This window comes from Phycobacter sedimenti, assembly GCF_038148855.1.
GTDB classification, from domain to species: domain Bacteria; phylum Pseudomonadota; class Alphaproteobacteria; order Rhodobacterales; family Rhodobacteraceae; genus Phycobacter; species Phycobacter sedimenti.
Genome location: NZ_JBBVGR010000007.1, coordinates 176,841 through 203,108, shown reverse-complemented (window position 1 = coordinate 203,108; position 26,268 = coordinate 176,841). Strand labels below are relative to the sequence as shown.

Sequence of the window (26,268 nt, the reverse complement as noted above, 5' to 3'; positions counted from 1 at the left end):
TCCTCAGATGCTCAGCGCTTCGTTCACAAGCGCGGCTTGTTGGGCTTTGTGTTGGCTGGCCAGGCCCGTCGCGGGCGAAGCCGATGTGGCGCGGCCGACATAGGTGGGCCGGGTATGCTTGGCGCCGATGCGGGTCAGCACCCATTCGATGTTTGGCTCGATGAAACTCCAGGCGCCCTGGTTCTTGGGCTCTTCCTGGCACCAGACGACCTCGGCGTCCTTGAACCGCTCCAGCTCCTTGACCAGCGAAATCGCCGGGAAGGGGTAATACTGTTCGATCCGCATCAGGTAGACGTCGTCAATGCCGCGGGCGTCGCGCTCTTCCAGGAGGTCATAGTAGACCTTGCCCGAGCACAGAACGACGCGCTTGATCTTGTCATCGGCGACCAGCTTGGTGTCGGAATTGCCGTGCTGCGCATCGTCCCACAGAACGCGGTGGAAGCTCGACCCGGTGGTGAATTCCTCGGCCTTGCTTATGGCCAGCTTGTGGCGCAGCAGGGATTTCGGGGTCACCAGGATCAGCGGCTTGCGGAAGGTGCGGTGCAGCTGACGGCGCAGGATGTGGAAGTAGTTCGCCGGCGTCGTGCAGTTGGCCACGATCCAGTTGTCCTGGCCGCACATCTGCAGGAAGCGTTCCAGACGCGCCGAGGAATGCTCGGGGCCCTGACCTTCGAAGCCGTGCGGCAAGAGGCAGACAAGGCCCGACATCCGCAGCCATTTGCTTTCGCCCGAAGAGATGAACTGGTCGAACATGATCTGCGCGCCGTTGGCGAAGTCGCCGAACTGCGCTTCCCAGAGGGTCAGCGCATTGGGTTCGGCCAGCGAGTAGCCGTATTCGAAGCCAAGCACCGCGTATTCCGACAGGGCGGAGTCGATCACCTCGTACTGGGACTGGCCCGCACGGATGTTGTTGAGCGGATAGTAGCGTTCCTCGGTGTCCTGGTTCACGATGCCGGAGTGGCGCTGCGAGAAGGTGCCGCGGGTGCTGTCCTGACCGGCCAGACGCACCGGGTAGCCTTCGGTCAGGAGCGAGCCAAATGCCAGCGCCTCACCCGTGGCCCAGTCGATGCCGGTGCCGGTCTCGAACATCTTGGCACGGGTATCAAGGAACCGGCCAATGGTCTTGTGCACCGGGAAGCCCTCGGGCAGGCGGGTCAGGGCCGCGCCAACCTCGTCAAAGGTTTCCTGGGCGATGGCTGTCTTGCCGCGCTGGTACTTGTTCTGTTTCTGGCGATCGAGGTGCGACCAGCGCCCGTCCAGCCAGTCGGCCTTGTTGGGTTTGTAGTCCTTGCCGGCCTCGAATTCCTCGTTCAGCTGGGCCTGGAAGGCGGCCTTCATGTCCTCGATCTCGCCTTCGGGGATCAGACCGTCCTTGACCAGACGCTCGGTGTAAAGGCTGAGCGTGGTCTTGTGGCTCTTGATGGTCTTGTACATCAAGGGGTTGGTGAACATGGGCTCGTCGCCCTCGTTGTGACCGAACCGGCGGTAGCAGAACATGTCGATCACGACGTCCTTGCCGAACTTCTGGCGGAACTCGGTCGCCACCTTGGCGGCGTGCACCACCGCCTCGGGGTCGTCGCCATTGACGTGGAAGATCGGTGCCTCGACCACCAGCGCATTGTCGGTGGGATAGGGCGAGGAGCGCGAGAAATGCGGCGCGGTGGTGAAGCCGATCTGGTTGTTCACCACGATATGGATGGTGCCGCCGGTCTTGTGACCGCGCAGACCCGAGAGGGCGAAACATTCCGCCACGACGCCCTGACCGGCAAAGGCCGCGTCCCCGTGCAGCAGGATCGGCAGAACCTTGGTGCGGGACGGATCGTTCTTCTGGTCCTGCTTGGCGCGGACCTTGCCCAGCACAACCGGGTTCACCGCCTCAAGGTGCGAGGGGTTCGCGGTCAGGCTGAGGTGCACGGTGTTGTTGTCGAACTCGCGGTCCGAGGAGGCGCCGAGGTGGTACTTCACATCGCCCGATCCATCCACGTCCTCGGGCTTGAAGCTGCCGCCCTGGAATTCGTTGAAGATGGCGCGATAGGGTTTCTGCATCACGTTGGCCAGAACCGACAGACGGCCCCGGTGCGGCATGCCGATGACGATTTCCTCGACACCGAGATTGCCGCCACGCTTGATGATCTGCTCCATCGCGGGAATGAGGCTTTCGCCGCCATCAAGGCCGAACCGCTTGGTGCCCATGTATTTGACATGGAGGAACTTTTCGAAGCCCTCGGCCTCGACCATCTTGTTCAGGATCGCCTTGCGGCCCTCGCGGGTGAACTGGATCTCCTTGCCAAAGCCTTCGATCCGTTCTTTCAGCCAGGAGGACTGTTCGGGGTCGGAAATGTGCATGTACTGCAGGGCAAAGGTGCCGCAGTAGGTGCGCTTCACGATGTCCACGATCTGCCGCATCGACGCAACCTGCAGCCCCAGCACGTTGTCGATGAAGATCGGACGGTCCATGTCCGCATCGGTAAAGCCGTAGGTCTTTGGGTCGAGCTCGGGATGGGGCGTGTCCGCACGCATGCCAAGGGGGTCAAGATCGGCGGCCAGATGGCCCCGGATCCGGTAGGCACGGATCAGCATCAGGGCGCGGACCGAGTCCAGAACCGCGCGCTGGATCTGCTCGTCCGACACTTCGACACCGGCCTTGGCGGCCTTTTCGGCGATCTTCTTGCCGGCGGCCTTGGTTTCCACGGGGGCGGGCCATTCGCCGGTCAGGGCGGCGGTCAGATCATCATTCGGCGCTGGCGGCCAGTCGCCACGCGCCCAGGAGGGGCCTGCAGCCTCGGCCTTCACATCAAGGTCTGCATCGCCCATCTGTCGGAAGAATTCGGCCCAGGCGGCATCCACCGCGCTGGGGTCATTGGCATACTGGGCGTAAAGCTGCTCCAGATACTCCGCATTGTGCCCCTGCATGAAGGAGGACGCATGGAAGAGATCGTTGGGGCTTTGTTCGGTCATTTGGGTGCCTCTTGTGGGTTCGGACCGTTTACATCGTGACCTTTGGTCATTCGGGGCAGACTGGCGCTTGGAGGTTTCCGAAAGGTGAAACCGGGGCGGGACTCTGCTGCAAAAGCCACCCAAGGGGCCGCCTTTGCAACACAGTCCGGGTGGAATGTGAGGGAAGGTGAGGAAAACACTGTCCGGCGCAAACGCGGGGCAGCGCCCGACCCTCCGCAAGGGAAGGTCGGGCGCTGCCCGTGGCTGATATGATCAGCCGCAGGCATCTTAGCCCAGCTCGATCGCTTTCAGCACCGCTTCACCGAGGCCCGCGGGGCTGTCGGCGACCACGATACCGGCCGATTTCATGGCTTCGATCTTGTCCTCGGCGCCGCCTTTGCCGCCGGCGACAATCGCGCCCGCGTGGCCCATGCGGCGGCCCGGAGGGGCGGTGCGGCCTGCGATGAAGCCTGCGGTCGGCTTCCAGCGGCCCTTTTTCTTCTGCTCGGCGAGGAAGGCGGCTGCTTCCTCTTCGGCAGAGCCGCCGATCTCACCGATCATGATGATCGAGGTGGTTTCGTCATCGTCCAGGAACATGTCGAGCACGTCGATATGCTCGGTGCCCTTGATGGGGTCACCGCCGATGCCAACCGCAGAGGACTGGCCAAGGCCGATATCGGAGGTCTGTTTCACGGCCTCATATGTAAGGGTGCCGGACCGGCTCACAACACCCACGCTCCCGCGTTTGTGAATGTGGCCGGGCATGATGCCGATCTTGCAGGCGCCCGGCGTGATGACACCGGGGCAGTTCGGGCCGATGAGGCGCGATTTGGAGCCTTCCAGCGCGCGCTGCACCTTCATCATGTCCAGAACCGGGATGCCTTCGGTGATGCAGACGATCAGCTCCATCTCGGCGTCGATGGCCTCCAAGATCGAATCCGCCGCAAAGGGGGGCGGCACGTAGATGACGGAGGCGTTGGCTTCGGTCACGTGCTTGGCCTCGTGGACCGAGTTGAAGACCGGCAGGTCGAGGTGGGTCTGCCCACCCTTGCCGGGGGTCACGCCGCCGACCATCTTGGTGCCATAGGCGATGGCCTGTTCAGAGTGAAAGGTGCCCTGCGAGCCGGTGAAGCCCTGACAGATGACCTTGGTGTTTTCGTCGATGAGGACTGCCATTTGAGGAGTCTCCTTGCTGTTCGTTTGTCGGCCCCTTTTCAGGAACCATGGACCGCGTGTTCTATGTGTTCGGACAAGGAACCGGCCGGCCCCTGTTCAGATTGATTTGGCGTATACTTGGAAGCGACTGCGCTGGAAGGTACAGACGGCCGTTCGGCTGCCTTGTCTTCAAACCGTTGTGGTCTGAGTGCTCCAGCGAACTCCCAATTAGTCATAGAGGTAAATCACCTGGCTTTTTTCCCGACCGCTGTAACCTTGGCTCCAGGAGTAGGTGGCGCCCCCCAATTCGATGTTCGTGTCTGCTCCTGTGAAGAAACCGATCTCCCGGCCCTGAATTTCAAACATCTTCTGAAAGAATGCCTGAGAGCTAACGGGTACAACGTTGGTTTCAGCTTTCCATTCAACACCGCATTTCATGGATGAGCCTGAGCGCTTTCCGATGAAGAGGTTTTGCCGACTGGCAGGTTTTGAATAGTAAGTATAGGCCTTGTTGTTCTGCCGGTAGAAAACATCATCGCGTTTGGCGAACCCGCGCCCTGCGGCAAGGGAGGGAGCCTTGGAAAGGCCGCCTTCCCGAGCCGCGCGCAGGCAGACGTTATCAAACAGAGCAAACGCCTCTACAAAGTCTTGCTGTCCCTGACGGGCAACAGCAGGATTTGTCTCCTCGGGAACAACGCAGCCCGTGAGCGCTATGCTAGCAACGAAAAAGGAAATGAGCGCCGCCTTCATAGCCAGATTACCCCTTAACCGCTTTCACGATCTTCTCGGCGCCGTCGGACAGGTTGTCTGCCGCGATCACGTCCAGGCCGGAGGTGTTGATGATCTCCTTGCCCGCTTCGACGTTGGTGCCTTCCAGACGCACGACCAGCGGAACCTTGAGGCCGACTTCCTTTACCGCGGCGACCACGCCCTCGGCGATCACGTCGCAGCGCATGATGCCGCCGAAGATGTTCACCAGGATGCCTTTGACGTTGGGGTCAGAGGTGATGATCTTGAAGGCCTCGGTCACTTTCTCCTTGGTGGCGCCGCCGCCCACATCAAGGAAGTTCGCAGGCTCAGCACCGTAAAGTTTGATGATGTCCATGGTGGCCATCGCCAGACCCGCGCCGTTCACCATGCAGCCGATCTCACCGTCGAGCGCGATGTAGTTCAGGTCGTATTTGGAGGCTTCGAGTTCTTTCGGGTCTTCCTCGGTGGTGTCGCGCAGCTCGGCGATATCGGGGTGGCGGTAGACCGCGTTGCCGTCGAAACCGACCTTGGCGTCCAGCACCTTGAGGTTGCCGTCGTCAGAGATGATCAGCGGGTTGATCTCCAGCATCTCCATGTCTTTTTCGACGAAGGCCTTGTAGAGCTGGCCCATCAGCTGCACGCACTGCTTGACCTGCGCGCCCTTGAGGCCGAGGGAAAAGGCGATGCGGCGACCGTGGAAAGCCTGATAGCCGGTCGCGGGATCGACCGAGAAGGACAGGATCTTTTCCGGGGTCTCTGCCGCGACTTCCTCGATGTCCATGCCGCCCTCGGTGGAGCAGACAAAGGAGATGCGCGAGGTCTGGCGGTCCACCAGAAGGGCGAGGTACAGCTCGGTCTCGATGCCGGAGCCGGCTTCGATGTAGATGCGGTTGACCTGCTTGCCCGCCGGGCCGGTCTGATGGGTCACCAGGGTGCGGCCCAGCATCTTCTTGGCTTCCTCGGCGGCTTCTTCCACCGATTTGGTCAGGCGCACGCCGCCTTTTTCACCGGCGTCGGCTTCCTTGAAGGACCCTTTGCCGCGGCCGCCCGCGTGGATCTGCGCCTTGACGACCCAAAGCGGGCCGTCAAGCTCCCCTGCGGCGGTCTTGGCTTCGTCTGCTTTCAGCACAACGCGCCCGTCCGATACCGGAGCGCCATAGCTGCGCAAAAGGGCCTTGGCCTGATATTCGTGGATGTTCATGAGAAACTGTCCCGTCTGGCTAATTTTGTCTTGGGTATAACGCCGTCATAGGCCAAAGGATTAAAGGGTTTTTTGACAGCTGTCCGGGAAATGATGAAGATTTTTCGATTTTGTGATCACACGTTTGATGGGTGTGATCACAAAAATGCCCAAAGGCTGCGTGATTCGTGCAACCGCTAAATTTGTCGGCAAACTTGAGGGATGGCGGCCTGTGTCGGTTGCCTGTCAATGAAAAAGGGGGCCGACAACATGTCGCCCCCTCGGTCTGCGCAAGATTTATTCAGGCGCGCGGATCGGCCTCTCAGGCTGTCTGGACACGTTGCTTTGGGTCCGCGGGGAGGCCGCGCCACAGCAGCGCCACGGCTGCAAGGCCCAAAAGCCACTCAACCCCCGTAACCGCCATCAGCGTGGTGTCGGGAGTGCCGTCAAAGGCGAGGCTTGAGATCCGCCCCAGCCCGTAGCCGAGATACACCAGGGCCGAAAGCTGCAGGGCGGGGCGCGCTGAGCGCAGGTTAAGGGTCGCCGCGCCGACAAAAAGCCCGGACAGCAGCAGCAACATGCCGCCCGCGCGCAGGTCCGAGCGGATCATCACGGCAGCGGGCAGATCCTGTCCCGAGCTGGCATAAAGAACCTCTGGCGCAAAGCTGAGCAAGGCTCCGACAAGCAAAAGCACGGCGGCGGAGAGGAAAAGATAGGGTTTCACAAGAGGGGGCATGACATCACTCACTTTACACTGTGTACGATTGCTGATCTGATGCCGCAAAACCTTACACTGCGTCAAGGAAAATCTTACACCATGTCAAATAAACGCTCGCAAACCCGCCATCTGCTGCTTGAAACCGTGCTGGAATTGCTGCTGGCGTCCGAAGGCTCCCCCTTGCGGATGATCGACGTGGCCCGCGCCGCAGGGGTCACCCGGCAGACGGTCTATGATCATTTTGCAAACCGGTCGGAGATGCTGATCGCCGCGATCCTGCATTTTGGTGACAGGCTGGAGATTGACGCAAGGCTGGCCCCCAGCCGCAGCGCGCCGGACGGCAAAAGCCGCCTTGCGGCCTACACCCGCGCGATGCTGGAATTCTACCCGGAGATCTATCCGCTGAAACAGGCGCTGATGGCGATGGGGCAGGGCGATGAAGAGGCGAAATCCGCCTGGGGCAACCGCATGGGCGCCATGAAGGAAGGCTGCCGCGCGGCCGTGGATGCCCTACAGGCCGATGGGGATCTGATGGATCATTTGACGGTGGATCGGGCGGCGGATCTGTACCTTTCGCTTTTGAACATGGACAGCTGGGCAGCCTGCGTATTGGACAGCGGCTGGAGCGCAGAGGACTACCTGTCGGAAATGCAGCGGGTGATTTCCTTAGCGCTGGTCAAAAGCTGAACGCGATAGGCAGGATCATGTTCGCAGGCGGCGTCGTTCGCGTTGAAGTCAAAACTACAAAATCGTGATGATATCACCGACGGCAATAAGGTCTTTCAGTCGGAATTGGCTGTCTGCTCTCATGTGCACATGTGGAGGATCAAGGAAACCGTTTGGGCGTGGTTGGTACACCTCACATGGGAATGAGCTGTTGGTTTTCGAAACCCATAATTCGGCTTTCGCTACAGTGTTAAATGCGAAAGCTATCTTGTGCTTGGAGAACAGCACAAAAAGGTTTCGCCCCTCTCGGTCGTCGGACAGGCAATCAAAGTCGATGATTTCGATCTTCATAGGGTAGACGTACCACCATGACAAAAGAGGTCCAACGGTCGTTTTGCCCACTAACCGACCCACACGATCTGTCAACACCACCAAAGAAAAAGGGCCCGGAGGACCGGACCCTTTTGCAATTTGTTTGGTGCTGGCCTTAGGCCAGCGAGGCGTCGATGCCCTTGCAGGCTTCGACCAGGCCCTGAACCGCCTTGACGGAGGTGTCGAACATCTCCTGCTCGGCCTTGTTCAGCTTGATGTTGACGATCTTCTCGATGCCGCCCGCGCCGATCACGGTGGGCACGCCCACATACATGTCGCTGACGCCGAGGTCGCCGTCGCAATAGGCGGCGCAGGGCAGGACACGCTTCTGGTCTTTGAGGTAAGCTTCGGCCATTTCGATCGCCGAGGTGGCCGGGGCGTAGAAGGCGGAACCGGTTTTCAGAAGGCCCACGATTTCGGCGCCGCCGTCACGGGTGCGCTGAACGATGGCGTCCATTTTCTCTTGAGTGGTCCAGCCCATCTCGATCAGGTCAGGCAGCGGGATGCCTGCGACGGTGGAGTAACGCACCGAAGGCACCATGGTGTCGCCGTGGCCGCCCAGAACGAAGGCGGTGACGTCTTTCATGGAGACGTTGAATTCTTCGGCCAGGAAGTGGCGGAAGCGGGCGGAGTCCAGAACGCCGGCCATGCCGCAGACCTTGTGCGCTGGCAGGCCCGAGAATTTCTGCAGCGCCCAGACCATCGCGTCCAGCGGGTTGGTGATGCAGATCACGAATGCGTCGGGCGCGTTGTCGCGGATGCCTTCGCCAACGGATTTCATGACTTTCAGGTTGATGCCCAGAAGGTCGTCGCGGCTCATGCCCGGCTTGCGCGGAACGCCCGCGGTCACGATGCAGACGTCTGCGCCCGCGATGTCGGCGTAATCCTGGGTGCCTTTCAGCGAGGCGTCAAAGCCTTCGGAGGGGCCGGATTCCGCGATGTCCAGCGCCTTGCCTTCCGGGGTGCCTTCGGCGATGTCGAACAGAACGACGTCGCCGAGTTCTTTCAGAGCTGCGAGATGGGCAAGGGTGCCACCGATCTGACCTGCGCCGATAAGGGCGATTTTGGGTCGTGCCATGGGGATGTCTCTCCGGTCCGGTTGAATTTGCAGCGATGCCTAAGCCTTTGCGGGGCGTCGCGCAAGTGTTCTGCGCTGCAGCGCGGGCCTTTTGAGCCTTGCCTGTCGGCTCCTGCGCTGAAAAAATGGTTGTGAAATAAGGGAGTTCCGCATCGTGCAGATCCTGGATGCCGGACCGGTGTTTTTCGCCTTTGCCATTCCCGCGGTGATCTTCGCGGGGGTCTCAAAAGGCGGCTTTGGGTCCGGGGCGGCCTTTGCCGGAGCCTCGATTCTGGCATTGATTATCGAGCCTGGTCAGGCGCTTGCGCTGATGCTGCCGCTTTTGATGCTGATGGATGTGGCGGCGCTGCGACCCTATTGGCGGCGTTGGAACGGCACGGACGCCGGGGTGCTGATCCTTGGCGGGATCCCCGGTGTGGCCCTGGGGGCCTGGCTGTTTGCGGGACTCGATGCGGATGCCATGCGGCTGTTGATTGGCGCGCTGTCTGTCGCATTCGTGATCTGGCAGATGCGGGCGCATCTGGGGCTGGCCCTGCAAGGGAGCCGCATCATGGGGCGCTGGGCCGGGGCATGCGCCGGAGCGCTGGCCGGGTTCACCAGTTTCGTCAGCCACGCAGGCGGGCCGCCGGTGGCTGTCTACCTGCTCAGCAGAAAGCCGACAAAGACCGAATACCAGGCCACCACGGTTCTGGTGTTCTGGGTGATAAACCTGGCAAAGGCCATTCCCTACGCAGGTCTGGGACTGTTCAGCGCCGAGACGCTGACGCTGGATCTGGTTCTTGCGCCTTTTGCCCTGATTGGCACCTGGCTCGGCGTGCGGTTGCACCACAGCATACCGGATCGCCTGTTTTTTGCCGTTGCCTACGTCCTGTTGACGGTGACCGGAGTCAAGCTGATCTGGGACGGGCTGACCTAAGCCCCTGAAAGGGCCGCCACATGGGCGGTCCAATCCTGGTGTTCGGTCAGGGGCCGATCAGGAATGCTCTGATCAGGCGTCGTTGTCTGTGCTGGGCAGGGCCTCTGCCAGCGCCTCATAGGACTGGCCAGAGGCCATCAGGCAGGTCATGCCGTTGGGCATCGTGACGGTGATCGTCCAGGTGCCGGATTCGGCCGAGGCGAAGGTTTCCATCACCATGCCCTGGCCACCAAGGCCAATGCTCTGGCGGCTTTCGCCGTATTTCTCTGCCAGTCGCTCGACCACGACTTCCCGCGGGGCGCAGTTGCGGCCCTGAGCAAAGGACTGGGTTGCGGTCAGGGCCAGAACGGCCAGACCAACGGTTGCTTTGAACATCGTCTTCTTCATGGGTTTTACCCTTTCCCGAACGGCCAGACCTGTTCAGAGGCAGCAAGCTGCACCTGTCCGAAGTCCCTTCATGGGCCGGTTTGATTGACGTAATCGTTATGCGGGCCTTTGGCCCAGAGCCTTGCCACGGATCGCTCGGATCGGCGGCATTGTGGATGGACCGTCCTGGCCCCCGGTCAGTCAGAGTCTTGGCTGTTCCGGATCGACTGCTCGACACAAAAACTGTGCCAAACAGGTGCTGACAAGTCGTTAATCAGGTGCGCATTCATGATTCGGCTGAAATATCAATGGTATTCTTTGTGAGGATTTTGCGTTTCGGGCTTCCTTTTTGTGCTTTTCTGCACTGCGGCGGGAATTCCCTTGAAAGTATCTGGTCGAATCTGTACCGGTTTGCGCAACAAAATGACTTGGAGGCCCCTGATGGACCCGCGCACCCGCCCATATCGTTCGGTTCTTTACATTCCCGGTTCAAAGCCCCGCGCGCTGGACAAGGCCCGCTCCCTGCCGGTGGATGCGGTGATCTTTGATCTGGAAGATGCCGTTTCGGTCGAGGAAAAGGAAAACGCCCGCGACACGCTGGCAGAGGCGCTGGCAACCGGCGGCTATGGCGCCCGTGTCCGTATCGTGCGGATCAACGGGCTGGATACCAAATGGGGCCGCGCCGATGCCGAGGCTGCTGCCAAGATGGACTGCGACGCGATCCTCTTGCCCAAGGTGTCCTCCCCCGCCGATCTGGACGCGCTGGCCGAAATCACCGGGGACAAGCCGCTCTGGGCGATGATGGAAACCCCGCGCGGGATGCTGAACGCGGCCGCGATCGCGGCGCATCCGAAGCTGCAAGGCATGGTGATGGGCACCAACGATCTGGCCAAGGAGCTGCAGACCCGGTTCCGCCCCGACCGCCTGCCGATGATGGCCGGGCTGGGCCTGTGCCTGCTGGCCGCCAAGGCGGAAGGCAAGATCATCGTCGATGGCGTCTACAATGCCTTCAAGGACGACGAAGGGCTGAAAGCGGAATGCGATCAGGGCCGCGACATGGGCTTTGACGGCAAGACCCTGATCCACCCGGCGCAGGTCGATGTGACCAACACCGCATTTGCGCCCTCCGAGGCCGAGATTGACCTTGCCCGCCGCCAGATCGCCGCCTTTGAAGAGGTCGAAGCCGCGGGGCAGGGCGTGGCCGTGGTGGATGGCAAGATCGTCGAGAACCTGCACGTTGTGACGGCGCGGGAGATTCTTGCAAAAGCGGATGCAATCGCGGCCATTTCGGCCTAGGTGTTAACCACATTTAACACCTTGATCGGAGACTGATATGGCACTTTTGGTCCTAGGCATCCTACTGTGGTGGGGCGGGCATATGTTCAAACGCCTTGCCCCCGATGCCCGCGCATCCCTTGGCGACAAGGGCAAGGGCATCACCGCGCTGGTTATCGTGGCGGGCATCGTTCTGATGGTTCTGGGCTATCGCGCCACTGACTTCATCTACGTCTGGGCACCGCCTGCCTTCATGGTGCATATCAACAACCTGCTGGTTCTGATCGCGCTTTACATGATGTCGCCTGCGCCCAAGAAGGGCGCGCTCCTGTCAGGGATGCGCCATCCGATGCTGACGGGCTTTGCCCTCTGGGCGATTGCGCATCTTCTGGTCAACGGCGATCTCGCCTCGATCGTGCTGTTCGGTGGCTTGCTGCTGTATGTGCCGGTGCAGATCATGCTGATCAACCGCGCCGAGCCGAACTGGACCCCCGGCCCCAAGGGCAGCATCGCCAAGGACGGGATGTTCTTTGTCGCCTCCATCGTTCTGCTGGCCGTCATCGGCTACATCCACGGGCTGATCGGCCCCTCACCGTTTCCGGGATAAGTGATCCATGAAACTCTATCGTTTCCTGAGCGAAGACGACACCTCTGCCTTTTGTCACAAGGTGACCGATGCGCTGAACAAGGGATGGGAGCTTTATGGCTCCCCCACCCAGACCTTTGACCCGGTCAAGGGCATCATGCGCTGCGGTCAATCCGTGGTGAAAGAGGTCGAGGGCACCTACACACCTGACACAAAACTGGGAGAGCACTGATGGCCAAGACCACAGCGGCCAAAACCAATCCGGGACGCTTTTTCGAAGACTACAATGTGGGGGATGTGATCGCCCACGCGGTGCCGCGCACCGTTTCGGGGGGCGAGCGGGCGCTCTATCACGCGCTTTATCCGGCGCGTCATGCGCTCTATTCCTCGGATGAATTTGCGCGCGGCTGTGGTCTGCCCGCATCGCCCATCGATGATCTGGTGGCCTTCCACATCGTATTCGGCAAGACGGTGCCGGATATTTCGCTGAACGCGGTCGCGAACCTCGGCTATGCCGAGGGGCGCTGGCTGTTGCCGGTCTATGAAGGGGACACGCTGCGCTCGGAATCCGAGGTGATCGGACTCAAGCAGAACTCCAACGGCAAATCGGGCGTCGTTTACGTGCGCACCCGCGGGCTGAACCAGAACGATGAGGTCGTGATGGAGTATGTGCGCTGGGTGATGGTGCGCAAGAACAACCTCGATGCGCCTGCGCCCGAAACCCAGATCCCCGAGCTGACCAAGGTGATCCCGGCCTCGGATCTGAAAATCCCGGGTGGTCTTGATTTCAGCGGTTACGACTTCACGCTCGCCGGTGAGCCCCACCGCTGGGGTGATTACGAGGTGGGCGAGACCATCGACCACGTCGATGGCGTGACGGTTGAAGAGGCCGAGCACATGCTGGCCACTCGCCTGTGGCAGAACACCGCCAAGGTTCATTTCGACGCCACCGCGCGCCCCGACGGCACCCGGCTGATCTATGGTGGTCACGTGATCTCCATGGCGCGGGCGCTGTCCTTCAACGGTTTGGCCAATGCGCAGATGATCGTCGGCCTCAACGGTGGCGCGCATGCGAACCCCTGCCTGTCCGGCACCACCATCCGCGCCTGGTCCGAGGTTCTGGACAAGGCCGAGACCGAGGCCCCCGGCGTCGGCGCCATCCGCCTGCGCCTGGTCGCCACCAGCGGCGGGGAGCCGTTCCAGCTGAAGGGCGAAGACGGCAAGTACCTGCCCGAGGTGCTGCTGGATCTTGATTACTGGGCCCTGATGCCCAAGTGACGGTGTCAATGCCCGGCGCCCTTTACCCACGCTGGGAATGGGCGCCGGACGGCCCGACGGCCGGGAGACTGCGGTCATCCCGGCGGCAAAGCGGGGCTGGCGGTTCGTCCCCGTGATTCTGTGCATTTTTAGGGATCTGAGAATTTGTGATCACTTAACTGACCGGTGTGATCACAAATCCCGGCTTTTCTGCACCGCAGTGTGAATATGGCGCGATTTTTACCACTCGTTTGCGTGACAGCGCCCAAAAAACCGCTAAAACGTGGTCAGCTAACCGGAAAGGAGCCAACATGGCCGATGTAAATCGGGGCAATCGCCCGCTTTCGCCGCATCTGTCGATCTACCGCCCGCAGATCACCTCTGTCACCTCGATCCTGACGCGGATCACAGGCAATGCCCTGATCGTGACCGCGCTGCTGGTTGTCTGGTGGTTCCTCGCCGCGGCGACTTCTGCTGAATATTTCGCAATCGCCAATGCGGTGCTGACCAGCTGGTTCGGGGATCTTGTCCTCAGCCTGTCGGTTCTGGGCATGTGGTATCACCTTCTGGCAGGTGTGCGTCACCTGATCTGGGACAACGGCAAGATGATGGACCTCGAGCCTGCTCAGAAACTGGGCTGGATCGTCATCATCGGCTCGGTCGCCCTGACCGCCATCACCCTGATCCTCGTCTGATCGCCAAGGGAGAGAGAAAGCTATGCGTTATTTGACAGACCGCAAGCGCGCCATTGGCATGGGCGCGGCCAAATCCGGAACCGAGCATCACTGGTCGATGCAGGTCAGCTCGGTTGCCCTGCTGATCCTGGTGCCGCTGTTCATCTTCACCTTCGGCTGCGCACTGGGCGGATCCTATGAAGAGATCACCGCCTATTACGCGCGTCCCTTCCCGGCGATCATCGCCGCGCTGACCATCTGGGTCGGCATGATGCACTTCAAATCGGGTGCGCAGATCATGCTGGAAGACTACGTCCACGGCTTCAAGGGCCGTCTGGCGATCATCCTGATGACCTGCCTGTCCTATGCTGTCGCCGTGACCGGGGTCTACGCCCTCGTCCGTCTGGCCCTGTAATCCCCGAGGTTTCCAATGGCTGCTTACGAATACGAAACACATGAATATGACGTGGTCGTGGTCGGTGCCGGTGGTGCCGGTCTGCGCGCGACCCTCGGCATGGCCGAGCAGGGTCTGCGCACCGCCTGCGTGACCAAGGTTTTCCCGACCCGTTCCCACACGGTTGCGGCGCAGGGCGGTATCGCTGCCTCGCTGTCGAACATGGGCCCGGACCACTGGCAGTGGCACATGTATGACACCGTCAAGGGCTCGGACTGGCTGGGTGATACCGACGCGATGGAATACCTCGCCCGTGAAGCGCCCAAGGCGGTTTACGAGCTGGAGCACTACGGCGTGCCGTTTTCGCGCACCGAAGAGGGCAAGATCTACCAGCGTCCGTTCGGTGGTCACACCACCGAATTCGGTGAAGGCCCCGCCGTGCAGCGCACCTGTGCCGCCGCCGACCGGACCGGCCACGCCATCCTGCACACGCTTTATGGTCAGAGCCTCAAGAACAACGCCGAGTTCTACATCGAGTATTTCGCCATCGACCTGATCATGTCCGAAGACGGACAGTGCCAGGGCGTTGTCTGCTGGAAGCTTGACGATGGCACCATGCATGTCTTCAACGCCAAGATGGTCGTACTGGCCACCGGCGGTTATGGCCGTGCCTATTTCAGCGCCACCTCGGCCCATACCTGCACCGGCGACGGTGGCGGCATGGTGGCCCGTGCGGGCCTGCCGCTGCAGGACATGGAGTTCGTGCAGTTCCACCCGACCGGCATCTACGGCTCGGGCTGCCTGATCACCGAAGGCGCGCGCGGCGAAGGCGGCTATCTGACTAACTCCGAGGGCGAACGCTTCATGGAGCGCTATGCGCCCCAGTATAAAGACCTCGCCCCGCGCGACTATGTCTCCCGCTCCATGACCATGGAGATCCGCGAGGGGCGCGGCGTGGGTGAACATGGCGATCACATTCACCTGAACCTCAGCCACCTCCCGGCCGAGGCCCTGGCCGAACGCCTTCCGGGCATTTCGGAAAGCGCCAAGATCTTTGCCGGTGTGGATGTCACCAAGGAGCCGATCCCGGTTCTGCCGACGGTGCACTACAACATGGGCGGCATTCCCACCAACTACTGGGGCGAAGTGCTGAACCCCACCGCCGAAGACCCCACCGCCGTGGTGCCGGGCCTGATGGCCGTGGGCGAAGCGGGCTGTGCCTCGGTGCATGGCGCCAACCGTCTGGGGTCCAACTCGCTCATTGACCTCGTCGTGTTCGGCCGCGCCGCTGCGATCCGCGCAGGCAAGGTGGTGAACCCCGAGACTTCGAACCCCGAGCTGAACCAGTCCCAGATCGACAAGGCATTTGACCGCTTCGACGGGCTGCGCAACGCCAATGGCGGCATCCCGACAGCGGATCTGCGCCTTGAGATGCAGCGCACCATGCAATCCGATGCGGCGGTCTTCCGCACCTCGGAAACCATGGCCGAAGGCGTCGAGAAGATGACCGCCATCGCAGCGAAGATGGGCGATCTGAAGGTCACCGACCGCTCGCTGGTGTGGAACTCGGACCTGATGGAGACGCTGGAGCTCACGAACCTGATGCCGAACGCGCTGGCCACCATTGTTGGTGCCGAGGCCCGCAAGGAAAGCCGTGGCGCCCACGCGCATGAGGATTTCACCACCCGCGACGACGAAAACTGGCGTGTCCACTCGGTTGCCCGCGTCGAAGGCAACACCGTGGACCTCAGCTATCGTCCGGTGATCACGGATCCTCTGACCACCGAGGACGAAGGCGGCATCAGCCTCAAGCGTATCGCGCCCAAGGCGCGGACCTTCTAAGGCAGCAGACGCGATGGGTCCTGCCGCATATCATTCGCGTGCTGCAGCGCCTCTCCTGATGGAGGGGCGCCTGCTTGTGCGCAGGGATATGTGGGCCTGCAAGGGGGAGGGCATCTGATGTCTTTCGCCGTGCAACAGGCGCAGAGCGCATGGCAGCCCCTTGGGATCGTTCCCGGTGTTGCCCTCCGCCTTTTTGGCATGCGCCGCTCGGGCAATCACGCCATCGTGGACTGGATGCAGCGCAATGCACCCTTTGGGCGCTCGGTGTTCCTCAACAACTGCAAGCCCGGACAGGATCCTTTCCGCAGCTTTCGCGGGATCGAGGTCAACGGTGCCCATGCCCCCCAGCACAAGGCGCTGCGGGATATGTCAGCGGTGACGGGCGCGGCCGGTGATGGCGCGCTTCTGGTGATGTCCTACGAGGATACCTCGCCTGCGGAATTCACCGGGAACCGGCAGGTGTCCGGCGGCTTCGATGAAAGCCTTCTGAGCCACAACGTGCTGATCTATCGCGGTTTCCTCAACTGGGCGGCCTCGCTTCTGAAAAAGATGCAGGGCAATCCAAGCTACAGCCTTGTGCGGCGCAACGCCATCCTGCTGCGCGCCATGGACACTTACACCCGCCTTCTGGGCATGGTGGAGATGGCCAAGGAGCTGGCGGTCACCTGCATCTCTTATGATCGCTGGTGCCGCGACGAGGCTTATCGCGCGGATCTGCTGGCCGAACTGGGCCTGAAAGCGCAGGACAACGGCCTTGGTGCGGTGCAATCCTATGGCGGCGGCTCGTCCTTCCAGAAGGATGCCAAGGGCGCCGAGGATCTTCAGACCGATCAACGCTGGCGCCAGATGGCAGAGGATGCCGAATACCAGTCGGTTCTGCACCTGGCGGCGCGGGATGAGGCGTTGACCGACCGGCTGTCGCGGCTGTTTCCGGGTGATGCGGCTCTGCTGGCCCATGTGGCGTCCGAAAAACCAATGATGCGCGGAGGGCTGGCATGACGGCCCCCGCACCCCTGAACGCAAGCGCCCGAATGGGCGCAGCACTCGCTTTCCGGCAGGGTATTGCCCTATCGCCGGTTCATCCGATCTCCTGTCTGCAGGCACCGCTTTGGTCCCTGACGATGGGCGGCTAAGCAAGGAGACAGATCTATGGTCGAATTCGCACTTCCGAAAAACTCCAAGATCACCACGGGTAAGACGTGGCCCAAGCCCGAAGGCGCAACCAACGTCCGCAAGTTCCAGATCTATCGCTGGAACCCGGATGACGGGAAGAACCCGCAGGTGGACACCTATTTCCTGGACATGGACAAATGCGGCCCCATGGTTCTGGACGCGCTGATCAAGATCAAGAACGAGATCGATCCGACCCTGACCTTCCGCCGCTCCTGCCGCGAAGGCATCTGTGGCTCCTGCGCGATGAACATCGACGGGATCAACACGCTGGCCTGTATCTATGGCCTGGACGAGATCAAGGGCGACGTGAAGATCTACCCGCTGCCGCATATGCCGGTGGTGAAGGACCTCATTCCGGATCTCACCCATTTCTATGCGCAGCACGCCTCGATCATGCCCTGGCTGGAAACCAAAACCAACCGCCCCGCGAAAGAGTGGAAACAGTCCATCGAGGACCGCAAGAAGCTGGACGGTCTTTATGAATGCGTGATGTGCGCCAGCTGCTCCACCTCCTGCCCCAGCTACTGGTGGAACGGTGATCGCTACCTCGGCCCCGCCGCGCTGCTGCACGCCTACCGCTGGATCATTGACAGCCGCGACGAGGCGACCGGCGAGCGTCTGGATCAGCTGGAAGACCCGTTCAAGCTGTATCGCTGCCACAGCATCATGAACTGTGCCAAGACCTGCCCCAAGGGTCTGAACCCGGCCAAGGCGATCTCGCACATCAAACAGATGATGGTCGAACGCGCCGTCTGATTCCCGATTGTGTTTGAAAAGAGTGCAGCCGTGACGGGACACCCCGTCGCGGCTGCTTTGCTTTGGGTCCCGGGGGCACAGCGTTGCATTTTTCGCATGTCGAGACTGCGCACAACCCGTCTCCACACTGACCGGAGCGGTGACTATCTTACGGCGCAGGGAGGAAGCATCCTGAAGACAGGGATATGTTTCCATGACAACCATGACTGCACAGACGACCACACGCTCCGAGGATAAAGCTGCTGCCGCGCTAGACGTTCTTGAACAGGCTTATGCTTACTATACTCCGATCCCGCGAACACAGGCGAAGGAAGAGCAACCAGCCGAAGGGTATGTTCCCTATTACCAGGCAGCCTGACTGTCGGTATCAGGCTTTGATCTCATTCATTGATACACATGCGCGCTGCCGCTAGACAGCGCGCATGCCTTTTTTGCTTCTCATTCTTCTTGTCGGCGTCTTTGCCTACTTTCTGTGGCGTCAAAAGACGTCATCGCTGACCCGTGATTGCCGTTGGCGGGCCGAGCGGAGCAAGGGGCAGTGGCGCTGTACCTTTTGCGGCGCAGTGCAACCCGGTGCGGACGCGCCGCGCCAGTGCCTCAACCCCGCGGGCCGCAGCAGGACAGGACGCTGAAGGGGCGGCTCCCGCCCGCGTCAGGACTGCCAGAGGCAGCCCTTTGCGTTTGGGCGTAGCGCCGCGCGGAGCGCGGCGCCGGGCCCAAGGCAGACGGGGGCATCTTTGATGCCCCCAAGGACGCGGGAGCACGCCGGGGCGATTCAGAAAATCCAGCGGGAAAAAATTGGACCCTGTGCGGAAAACCACTTGAACGACTCGAAAGTTTGCCCGATATGCGCGAACAAGACGCCAACGCACGCGCCTCTGTCGAAAGGGCTGACTGCCCTAGGGTTACGTAGCGACGGTAACGTCTCTGATTGAAGTGAGCGGTCATATATGGCCGGGTCTTTTGGAGATGACCATGAACGCAAACGTAACCGGGCAGATTGCCCGCGATTGTGAAGTCGTACCTGCAGCACGCCACATCCAGCATATCGCGAACACCGCTTTCGCACGTCCGACGCTCGTGATCGACGGTGCTGCCGTGTCGCGCCAGTATGCGGCGCTTGCCGCTGGTCTGGGCCGTGCCCGCATCCACTATGCCGTCAAAGCCAACCCCGAGACCGCCCTGCTGCGCCGCCTGGTCCGCTCGGGCTCCAACTTCGATGCCGCCAGCCGTGCCGAGATCGAGATGTGCCTGGCCGCTGGCGCTGCGCCGCATCAGATCACCTTTGGCAACACCGTCAAACGCCCCGCCGACATCGCCTATGCTCATGAGATCGGCATCCGTCACTTCGCCGCCGACGCGGTGGAGGAGCTGGAAAAGCTGGCCGAGCACGCGCCCGGCGCCCATGTCTGCATTCGCCTGCTGGTCAATGCAACCGGCGCGGACTGGCCGCTCAGCCGCAAGTTCGGCTGCACCCCGGAGATGGCTCTCCCGCTGATGGAGCGCGCCCGCGATCTGGGGCTGGTGGCCGATGGCCTGTCGTTCCATGTCGGATCGCAAACCCGCGACCCGATGACCTGGGGCGTGACGCTCGATCAGGTGCGAACCGTCTGGCAGGCCGCAAGGGACGCGGGTCACAGCATGCGCCTGTTGAACATCGGCGGCGGTTTCCCGGCGTCCTACGTTAATACCGTGATGGGGCCGACCGACTATGCCCGCGCGGTGATGGCGCAGGTCAATGCGCGCTTCCCCGATGCCGCCGAGGTGATGGCCGAGCCAGGGCGCGGTCTGGTGGCCGAGGCCGGTGCCATCGTGGCCGAGGTTCTGCTGGTCTCCAAAAAGCACGAGGATGACCTGCATCGCTGGGTCTACCTCGATATCGGCAAATTCTCGGGCCTCGCTGAAACCATGGACGAGGCGATCCGCTACCGCATCACCACCGACCGCGATCATGAGGCCACCGGCCCCTGCGTGCTGGCCGGCCCCTCCTGCGACAGCGCCGATGTGCTTTATGAAAAGCAGCCCTACCAGCTGCCGCTGGGGCTGAGGGGCGGGGACCGCGTGGTGATCCATGCCTGCGGGGCCTATACCTCGACCTATGCCTCGGTCGGTTTCAACGGCTTCCCGCCACTGGATGTGGTGGTGATCTGAGCAGACGCGCTCAGCGAAATTTGAAGACAGAAAAGGCGTTCGGGACTTGTGCCCGGGCGCCTTTGGTTTTTTCAATGGCTCCAAGAGTGCGGCATTGAAATTCGGTCACAGGCCGGATCGCGCCCACCCCTTTGCCAAGGGGCATGCGCTGCCGTCAGAAGGATTGGAGCAGACCATGACAGTTGATATTTCCCACCATCCCGCGCCCCCGGACGCGGCGGACCGCAAGGCCATCAGGCCGGTGATCTGCTACCCGAACGAGACCCTGCCGGTGCCGGACCTGACCTTGTACCGGGCAGCGCGACAGGGCGCTGAAAAGACCGGCGAGGTGCTGGTTTCCGCCCGCGATGCAGCCTGTTTCGAAGTGCCTGCCGGGCACTTCTTTCGCATCTCCTCGGTCGAAGGGCCGCAGGTGGGGGATCTGAACCTGTGGAACCTCAAGGATCTGTCCGAACGTTTCTATTCCGGCAAGAGCCGCGCGCTGCATGGCACCCATCTGACCACCGGCGAGCGGATGTGGTCGAGCTTTCCGCATTTGCGCCCCATGGCGACCATCATCGACGATACGCTGGACTGGTACGGCATGGATGAATTTGGCGGTTCGGTTCACGATGTGATTGGCACCCGCTGCGACCCTTACACCGGCAACCTATTGGCGGGCAGCCAGTATCACCACTGTTGCCACTCAAACCTCACACGGGCGCTGGCGGATCATCTGGATGTCAGCCTCATGGAGGCGGAACCCCATGTGCACGATGTGCTCAACGTCTTCATGTGCACGGGGTTCACCCGTGACACAGGGCAGTATTTCATGAAGGCCAGCCCGGTGCGCCCCGGCGACTATCTGGAATTCTTTGCCGAGATCGACATTCTGGGCGCGCTGAGTGCATGTCCGGGGGGGGATTGTTCGGCGGAGCATTCCAGCGATACAGCGGCCTGCTATCCGCTGTTGGTCGAGGTCTTTGCCCCGGCCGACGGTGCGCTGGCGGCTTGGAACAGCCCTGCGCCAAACGGATACGACCGCAGCCACGGACGGTAGTCAGCACCGAAAAGGGGGAGGGGCTCCCGCGCCTTTGCGCCGCCCCTTGGGGGCGGCAAAAAGCCTTGGGCCCGGCAGCGCGCCTGCGCCGCGCTGCATCGCCGCAAAACGAGGGCCAAGAAAAAACGGGCAGCGGATGTTGTCCGTTGCCCGTTTCAGTTTCAGGTGAGGGCGGAGGTTCAGCCGAAGGCGGCTTCGAGTGCGATCTCCACCATGTCGCCAAAGCTGCGCTCGCGCTGCTCCGAGGGCAGGGCCTCGCCGGTCAAAAGGTGGTCGGAAACGGTCAGCACCGCAAGGGCACGGCAGCCATACCGGGCAGCCAGAGTATAAAGCTCGGCGGCTTCCATCTCGACACCCAGAATGCCGTGACGCACCATCTGTTCATTCAGATCGGGGCGTTCGTCATAGAAGGTGTCGGAGGAGTAAATCCCGCCCACATGCGTGGCAACGTCGCGTTTGCCTGCCGCCTCGGCTGCGGCTTTCAGCAAGGACCAATCCGCACAGGGCGCGAAATTCACCTCTTTGAACATCGTCGCCGAGGGCGAGCCTGCCGTGGTCGCGGTCATGGCAAGAATGACATCGCGCACCGCCACCGATTTCTGCATGCCACCGCAGGAGCCGATCCGGATCAGTGTCTTTGCGCCGAAATCTCGGATCAATTCATTGGCATAAATCGAAAGCGAGGGCATTCCCATGCCGCTGCCCTGAATTGTAACCGGATGGCCGTTCCAGGTGCCGGTATAGCCCAGCATCCCGCGCACTTCATTTACAAGACGCGCATCCTGCAAAAACGTTTCTGCAGCCCATTTTGCCCGATAAGGATCGCCCGGCATCAGAACCGTTTCGGCAATATCGCCCTTCTCGGCGCCGATATGGATTGTCATTATTGTGCTCCGAGCCGGAAATAATCAGATCTCAAGGTCGGAAATGTCCATTCCGGCAGTAAGAGCCGCATGAACCCAATGAGGTTTGCGCCCGCGTCCGCTCCAGGTTTCTTCGGGGTTATTGGGATTGCGATATTTTGCTGTGGCTTTTTGCTTTTTGCCGCTGCTGCGGGAGGCGCCGGCGATCTCATCCAGCGAGAACCCATACTTGGCGGCTGCTTCTTCCGCAGCTTTCAGGGCTTCCTGCCGCTCACGCACTTCGGCCGATTTAATGGCTGCTTCCACTTTGGCTTTCAGCTCAATCAATTCGCTGCGCGACATGGAAGAAAGGTCAACACTCATTTCGATACTCCGGCAATAATAGGGCCACACAGGTTGTTCCTGTGTCACCCTGTATGCCGTAACGAAAATGAAATTATTAGCCCATTTTTTTACATTTCAGTCACAAAAGGGCGCCAGTAACCTCATTTCATGCAATTTGGGGTGGTTTTGCCAATTCCACGATATCCCCCATAATTGAATTCAGCTCGAAATCTTTCGGGGTATAGACACGGGCGACACCCATCTTCCTGAGACGTTCCGCATCGTCATCGGGGATGATTCCTCCGACCACGACCGGGATATGGCCAAGGCCGGCATCGCGCATCAGGGTCATCATGTCCTCGACCAGCGGCAGGTGGCTGCCCGAGAGGATCGACAGGCCGACCACATGGGCGTCGTCCTTGCGGGCCTGCTCCACCAGTTCCTGCGGGGTCATGCGGATACCGTCATAGGTAATGTCCATGCCGCAGTCGCGGGCGCGGAAGGCAATCTGTTCGGCGCCATTCGAATGCCCGTCAAGGCCCGGCTTGCCGACCACGAACTTGAGCCTGCGTCCCAGCTGGTCGCTGACCGCATTCACCGCCTCGCGCAGATCATCCAGTCCCTCGGTCTTGTTCGAGGGAGAACCGGAGACGCCGGTCGGGCCGCGATAGGTGCCATGGACCTTTCGCATTTCCTCGGCCCATTCGCCGGTGGTGACGCCCGCCTTGGCGGCTGCAATCGACGGCTCCATGATGTTGCTGCCCTCCTCAGCCGCCTTGCGCAGGGCCGCCAGCGCGGCCTGGACCGCAGTATTGTCCCGCTGGGCGCGCCAGTCGTTCAGGCGGCCGATCTGCTGCTGCTCCACCGCCGGGTCGACAACCATGATGCCGCCATCCTCGGTCTGCAGCGGCGAGGGCTCGCCTTCGGTCCAGCGGTTGACGCCCACCACTACGGTTTCATTGCGCTCGATCCGGTTCAGGCGTTCGGCGTTTGAATCCACCAGGCGCGACTTCATGTATTCGATCGAGGCCACGGCGCCGCCCATGCTATCGAGGTTGGCCAGCTCGGCGCGGGCGCCTTCCTTCAGCTCCTCGACCTTGCGGTCCACCGCCGGGTTGCCGTCGAACAGGTCTTCGTATTCCAGAAGGTCGGTTTCATAGGCCAGGATCTGCTGCATGCGCATGGACCACTGCTGGTCCCATGGGCGCGGCAGGCCCAGCGCCTCGTTCCAGGCGGGCAGCTGCACCGCGCGGGCGCGGGCCTTTTTCGACAGGGTCACTGCCAGCATCTCGATCAGGATGCGGTAGACGTTGTTTTCCGGCTGCTGTTCGGTCAGGCCGAGGGAGTTCACCTGCACGCCATAGCGGAAGCGGCGGAATTTCGGGTTGTCCACGCCATAGCGTTTTTCGCAGATCTCATCCCAGAGATCGACAAAGGCGCGCATCTTGCACATCTCGGTGACAAAGCGGATGCCCGCGTTCACGAAGAAAGAGATCCGCCCGACCAGCGCCGGGAAATCCTCAGGCGCGATGCGCGGGCGCAGTTCGTCCAGCACCGCCTGCGCTGTGGCCAGGGCAAAGGCCAGCTCTTGTTCAGGCGTCGCGCCGGCTTCCTGCAGGTGGTAGGAACAGACGTTCATCGGGTTCCATTTGGGCACGTTGGTGTAGCAGTATTCGGCCACATCCGCGATCATCTTGAGGCTCGGCTTGGGCGGGCAGATATAGGTGCCGCGGCTGAGGTATTCCTTGATCAGATCGTTCTGGACTGTGCCCTGCAGCTTGCTGACATCGGCGCCCTGTTCCTCGGCCACGGCGATGTAAAGCGAGAGCAGCCAAGGCGCGGTCGCGTTGATCGTCATCGAGGTGTTCATCTGCTCCAGCGGGATCTGGTCGAACAGGGTGCGCATGTCGCCAAGGTGGCAGACGGGAACACCCACCTTGCCCACTTCGCCGCGCGCCAGCACGTGATCGCTGTCATAACCCGTCTGGGTCGGCAGGTCGAAAGCGACGGACAGGCCGGTCTGACCCTTGGCCAGGTTCGAGCGATACAGTGCGTTGGAGGCCTCGGCGGTGGAGTGGCCGGCATAGGTGCGGATCAGCCAGGGGCGGTCGGCTTTGCGGTCATTCTGCGTCTGCGACATGGGCGGGCCTCACGATTCTAGGTTCGGTAATTTTATTTCGCTGTGGCGATGTAAAGCGGAATAATAGATCCATGTCAATTCGCTGCGTTGCGGCGAAGCTTCGTGCGGGCTGTTATCCTGCGTCACAATTGCCCGGACCCGGCTTTGCTGCCACAGTCGGCCCATGACCGAGACCGTCGAGATCCCGATTTGGCTCTTTGCGCTGATCCTGCTTTTTGCGGCGGTCACCTTTGCCTCGCATTTCCTGTTTCCTTCCGTGCGCTGGTTCTTCCGGCGACGGCTTGAGCGGGCGGTGGCGCGGCTCAATCAGCGGCTGGAACGCCCGATCGAGCCGTTCCGGCTGGCGCGGCGCTATGACATGATCCAGCGGCTGATCTACGATCCGCAGGTGGCGCAGGCGGTGGCCGATCACGCCGCAGCCGAGGGCATTCCCGACAACGTCGCCTTTGAGGAGGCACGCCGCTATGCGCGCGAGATCGTGCCCTCCTTTTCCGCCTTCACCTATTTCAGCTTTGCCATTCGCGTCACGCGCTGGCTTTCGAATGCGATCTACCGGGTGCGGCTGGGCCATCAGGACGAAGAGGCCCTGCGCCGGATCGATCCGGAGGCCACGCTGGTCTTTGTGATGAACCACCGCAGCAACATGGATTACGTGCTGATCACCTATCTGGCGGCGCGGCGCTCGGCGCTGTCCTATGCGGTGGGGGAGTGGGCGCGGGTCTGGCCCCTGTCGCGGCTGATCCGGGCCATGGGGGCCTATTTCATCCGGCGCAAATCGCGCAATGAGCTCTATCGCAGGGTGCTGGCGACCTATGTGCGCCTTGCCACCCAAGGGGGCGCAACGCAGGCCATGTTCCCCGAAGGGGGCCTGAGCCTTGATGGGGCGCTGTCATCGCCGCGCATGGGGCTGCTGAAATACATCGTCGCGGCGCAGGGCGCGGCAGGCCCCCGTCGTGATGTGGTCTTTGTGCCCGTTGGGCTGAACTATGACTGGGTGCTGGAGGACAAGATCCTGACCTCGGCGGGGCGCGCAGGGGAGCGGCGGTTCAAGGCCCGCATCGGGGTCGTCATGGCGCGGATGCTGCGGCAGCTGTGGCTTTGGATGACGGGGCGCTACCACCGGTTCGGCTATGCGGCGGTGAACTTTGGTCGCCCGCTCAGCCTTGCCGAGTTTACCGCCGCGCAGCCGCCAGACGGGCAGGGCGCTGACGATCTGCCCGAACCCCTGTCGCAGGAGCTGATGGAGCGGATCGGGGAGATCGTGCCGGTGCTGCCCGTGCCTGCCGTGGCCTGGCTTTTGCTGTCCGAAGGGGCGATGTCGCGCAGCGCCTTGGAGCACAGGCTGGGCGCGCTTCTGGAGCGGATGCCGATGGCGCATATCCACGTGCCGCGCCACAGTCATGCCTACGCGGTTGAATCGGCGCTGCGCATCCTGATCCGGCGGGGAATCGTTTGGGCCGAGCGGGGACGATACCAGCCTGTTCCGGCCAAACGGGATCTTCTGGTCTACTATGCCAACTCGATCCGCCACCTTGTTCCGGCGGCCTCTCTGACCTCTGATGCTGCGAGTGCCAAGGAAATTTCTGCGACTGCAAGGTCATAAAATTACAAAACGGCATCAAATGGGGTTGCATTATTACCTTCCCATTTCTATTC

Annotated in this window: 25 protein-coding genes; 15 read left to right on the top strand and 10 right to left on the bottom strand. The window is 61.6% G+C overall.

The window, feature by feature from the left end; translation table 11 throughout:
• Nucleotides 1–3 precede the first annotated feature (3 nt).
• The 5 genes from AADA15_RS13925 to AADA15_RS13905 all read right to left on the bottom strand — a co-directional run bounded on the left by AADA15_RS13925 (nucleotide 4) and on the right by AADA15_RS13905 (nucleotide 6,758).
• Nucleotides 4–2,958 (bottom strand): 2-oxoglutarate dehydrogenase E1 component, encoded by a 2,955-nt coding sequence (locus AADA15_RS13925; RefSeq protein WP_341642158.1) that lies wholly within the window; start codon nucleotides 2,956–2,958, stop codon nucleotides 4–6.
• A gap of 267 nt (nucleotides 2,959–3,225) precedes the next feature.
• Nucleotides 3,226–4,113: a succinate--CoA ligase subunit alpha gene (gene sucD / locus AADA15_RS13920; protein ID WP_341642157.1), complete on the bottom strand. Its 888-nt coding sequence runs from the start codon at nucleotides 4,111–4,113 to the stop codon at nucleotides 3,226–3,228.
• Nucleotides 4,114–4,320: 207 nt separating this feature from the next.
• Nucleotides 4,321–4,842 carry a hypothetical protein gene (locus tag AADA15_RS13915; protein ID WP_341642156.1) on the bottom strand — a complete coding sequence of 174 codons (522 nt, stop codon included), beginning with the start codon at nucleotides 4,840–4,842 and terminating at the stop codon, nucleotides 4,321–4,323.
• A 7-nt stretch (nucleotides 4,843–4,849) separates the two neighbouring features.
• The gene (gene sucC, locus AADA15_RS13910) at nucleotides 4,850–6,043 is read right to left on the bottom strand and encodes an ADP-forming succinate--CoA ligase subunit beta (RefSeq protein WP_341642155.1); all 1,194 of its coding nucleotides are present in this window, start codon (nucleotides 6,041–6,043) and stop codon (nucleotides 4,850–4,852) included.
• A 301-nt stretch (nucleotides 6,044–6,344) separates the two neighbouring features.
• Entirely contained in the window at nucleotides 6,345–6,758 is a 414-nt protein-coding gene (locus tag AADA15_RS13905) for a DUF4345 domain-containing protein (protein WP_341642154.1), read from the bottom strand.
• Between the two features lie 81 nt (nucleotides 6,759–6,839).
• On the opposite strand from AADA15_RS13905, the gene AADA15_RS13900 reads away from it, so the two are divergent.
• Nucleotides 6,840–7,427 carry a TetR/AcrR family transcriptional regulator gene (locus AADA15_RS13900; protein ID WP_341642153.1) on the top strand — a complete coding sequence of 196 codons (588 nt, stop codon included), beginning with the start codon at nucleotides 6,840–6,842 and terminating at the stop codon, nucleotides 7,425–7,427.
• A gap of 466 nt (nucleotides 7,428–7,893) precedes the next feature.
• On the opposite strand, the gene mdh is transcribed toward AADA15_RS13900, so the two are convergent.
• Nucleotides 7,894–8,856, bottom strand: a complete 963-nt coding sequence (gene mdh / locus AADA15_RS13895; protein ID WP_341642152.1) for a malate dehydrogenase — start codon at nucleotides 8,854–8,856, stop codon at nucleotides 7,894–7,896.
• A gap of 160 nt (nucleotides 8,857–9,016) precedes the next feature.
• Here mdh and AADA15_RS13890 point away from each other — a divergent pair, with 160 nt between their 5' ends.
• The gene (locus AADA15_RS13890) at nucleotides 9,017–9,772 is read left to right on the top strand and encodes a sulfite exporter TauE/SafE family protein (protein ID WP_437343201.1); all 756 of its coding nucleotides are present in this window, start codon (nucleotides 9,017–9,019) and stop codon (nucleotides 9,770–9,772) included.
• A gap of 72 nt (nucleotides 9,773–9,844) precedes the next feature.
• On the opposite strand, the gene AADA15_RS13885 is transcribed toward AADA15_RS13890, so the two are convergent.
• A complete protein-coding gene (locus AADA15_RS13885) occupies nucleotides 9,845–10,159 on the bottom strand; it encodes a hypothetical protein (RefSeq protein WP_341642150.1) in 315 nt (104 codons plus the stop codon).
• 420 nt (nucleotides 10,160–10,579) lie between these two features.
• Between AADA15_RS13885 and AADA15_RS13880 the strand changes: the two genes are divergently transcribed.
• The 12 genes from AADA15_RS13880 (at nucleotide 10,580) to AADA15_RS13825 (ending at nucleotide 21,285) form a co-directional block, all read left to right on the top strand.
• On the top strand, nucleotides 10,580–11,434 hold the full coding sequence (locus tag AADA15_RS13880) for an HpcH/HpaI aldolase/citrate lyase family protein (RefSeq protein ID WP_341642149.1): 855 nt from the start codon (nucleotides 10,580–10,582) through the stop codon (nucleotides 11,432–11,434).
• A 37-nt stretch (nucleotides 11,435–11,471) separates the two neighbouring features.
• The gene (locus AADA15_RS13875; RefSeq protein ID WP_341642148.1) at nucleotides 11,472–12,020 is read left to right on the top strand and encodes an NnrU family protein; all 549 of its coding nucleotides are present in this window, start codon (nucleotides 11,472–11,474) and stop codon (nucleotides 12,018–12,020) included.
• Nucleotides 12,021–12,027: 7 nt separating this feature from the next.
• On the top strand, nucleotides 12,028–12,231 hold the full coding sequence (locus AADA15_RS13870) for a DUF1737 domain-containing protein (RefSeq protein WP_065272517.1): 204 nt from the start codon (nucleotides 12,028–12,030) through the stop codon (nucleotides 12,229–12,231).
• Entirely contained in the window at nucleotides 12,231–13,277 is a 1,047-nt protein-coding gene (locus tag AADA15_RS13865; RefSeq protein ID WP_341642147.1) for a MaoC family dehydratase, read from the top strand. Before AADA15_RS13870 ends, AADA15_RS13865 begins: the two co-directional genes overlap by 1 nt.
• 290 nt (nucleotides 13,278–13,567) lie before the next feature.
• Nucleotides 13,568–13,951, top strand: coding sequence for a succinate dehydrogenase, cytochrome b556 subunit (gene sdhC, locus AADA15_RS13860; protein WP_341642146.1), 384 nt, complete (start codon nucleotides 13,568–13,570; stop codon nucleotides 13,949–13,951).
• 22 nt (nucleotides 13,952–13,973) lie between these two features.
• Entirely contained in the window at nucleotides 13,974–14,345 is a 372-nt protein-coding gene (gene sdhD, locus AADA15_RS13855) for a succinate dehydrogenase, hydrophobic membrane anchor protein (RefSeq protein WP_065272520.1), read from the top strand.
• Between the two features lie 15 nt (nucleotides 14,346–14,360).
• Nucleotides 14,361–16,166 (top strand): succinate dehydrogenase flavoprotein subunit, encoded by a 1,806-nt coding sequence (sdhA, locus tag AADA15_RS13850; RefSeq protein ID WP_341642145.1) that lies wholly within the window; start codon nucleotides 14,361–14,363, stop codon nucleotides 16,164–16,166.
• 117 nt (nucleotides 16,167–16,283) lie between these two features.
• Nucleotides 16,284–17,165, top strand: a complete 882-nt coding sequence (locus AADA15_RS13845; protein ID WP_341642144.1) for a hypothetical protein — start codon at nucleotides 16,284–16,286, stop codon at nucleotides 17,163–17,165.
• A 150-nt stretch (nucleotides 17,166–17,315) separates the two neighbouring features.
• Nucleotides 17,316–18,095 carry a succinate dehydrogenase iron-sulfur subunit gene (locus AADA15_RS13840; RefSeq protein ID WP_192965576.1) on the top strand — a complete coding sequence of 260 codons (780 nt, stop codon included), beginning with the start codon at nucleotides 17,316–17,318 and terminating at the stop codon, nucleotides 18,093–18,095.
• 193 nt (nucleotides 18,096–18,288) lie between these two features.
• Nucleotides 18,289–18,453 (top strand): hypothetical protein, encoded by a 165-nt coding sequence (locus AADA15_RS13835; protein WP_341642143.1) that lies wholly within the window; start codon nucleotides 18,289–18,291, stop codon nucleotides 18,451–18,453.
• A gap of 617 nt (nucleotides 18,454–19,070) precedes the next feature.
• A complete protein-coding gene (locus tag AADA15_RS13830) occupies nucleotides 19,071–20,246 on the top strand; it encodes a type III PLP-dependent enzyme (RefSeq protein ID WP_437343198.1) in 1,176 nt (391 codons plus the stop codon).
• 175 nt (nucleotides 20,247–20,421) lie between these two features.
• A complete protein-coding gene (locus AADA15_RS13825; RefSeq protein ID WP_341642141.1) occupies nucleotides 20,422–21,285 on the top strand; it encodes an urea carboxylase-associated family protein in 864 nt (287 codons plus the stop codon).
• Nucleotides 21,286–21,464: 179 nt separating this feature from the next.
• Here AADA15_RS13825 and deoD read toward each other — a convergent pair whose 3' ends face one another.
• The 3 genes from deoD to AADA15_RS13810 form a co-directional block, all read right to left on the bottom strand.
• The gene (gene deoD, locus AADA15_RS13820; protein WP_341642140.1) at nucleotides 21,465–22,169 is read right to left on the bottom strand and encodes a purine-nucleoside phosphorylase; all 705 of its coding nucleotides are present in this window, start codon (nucleotides 22,167–22,169) and stop codon (nucleotides 21,465–21,467) included.
• A gap of 24 nt (nucleotides 22,170–22,193) precedes the next feature.
• On the bottom strand, nucleotides 22,194–22,511 hold the full coding sequence (locus AADA15_RS13815; RefSeq protein ID WP_341642139.1) for an H-NS histone family protein: 318 nt from the start codon (nucleotides 22,509–22,511) through the stop codon (nucleotides 22,194–22,196).
• A 127-nt stretch (nucleotides 22,512–22,638) separates the two neighbouring features.
• Nucleotides 22,639–24,612 (bottom strand): methylmalonyl-CoA mutase family protein, encoded by a 1,974-nt coding sequence (locus AADA15_RS13810; RefSeq protein WP_341642138.1) that lies wholly within the window; start codon nucleotides 24,610–24,612, stop codon nucleotides 22,639–22,641.
• A 163-nt stretch (nucleotides 24,613–24,775) separates the two neighbouring features.
• Here AADA15_RS13810 and AADA15_RS13805 point away from each other — a divergent pair, with 163 nt between their 5' ends.
• Nucleotides 24,776–26,215 (top strand): 1-acyl-sn-glycerol-3-phosphate acyltransferase, encoded by a 1,440-nt coding sequence (locus AADA15_RS13805; protein ID WP_341642137.1) that lies wholly within the window; start codon nucleotides 24,776–24,778, stop codon nucleotides 26,213–26,215.
• The last annotated feature ends 53 nt before the right edge of the window (nucleotides 26,216–26,268 follow it).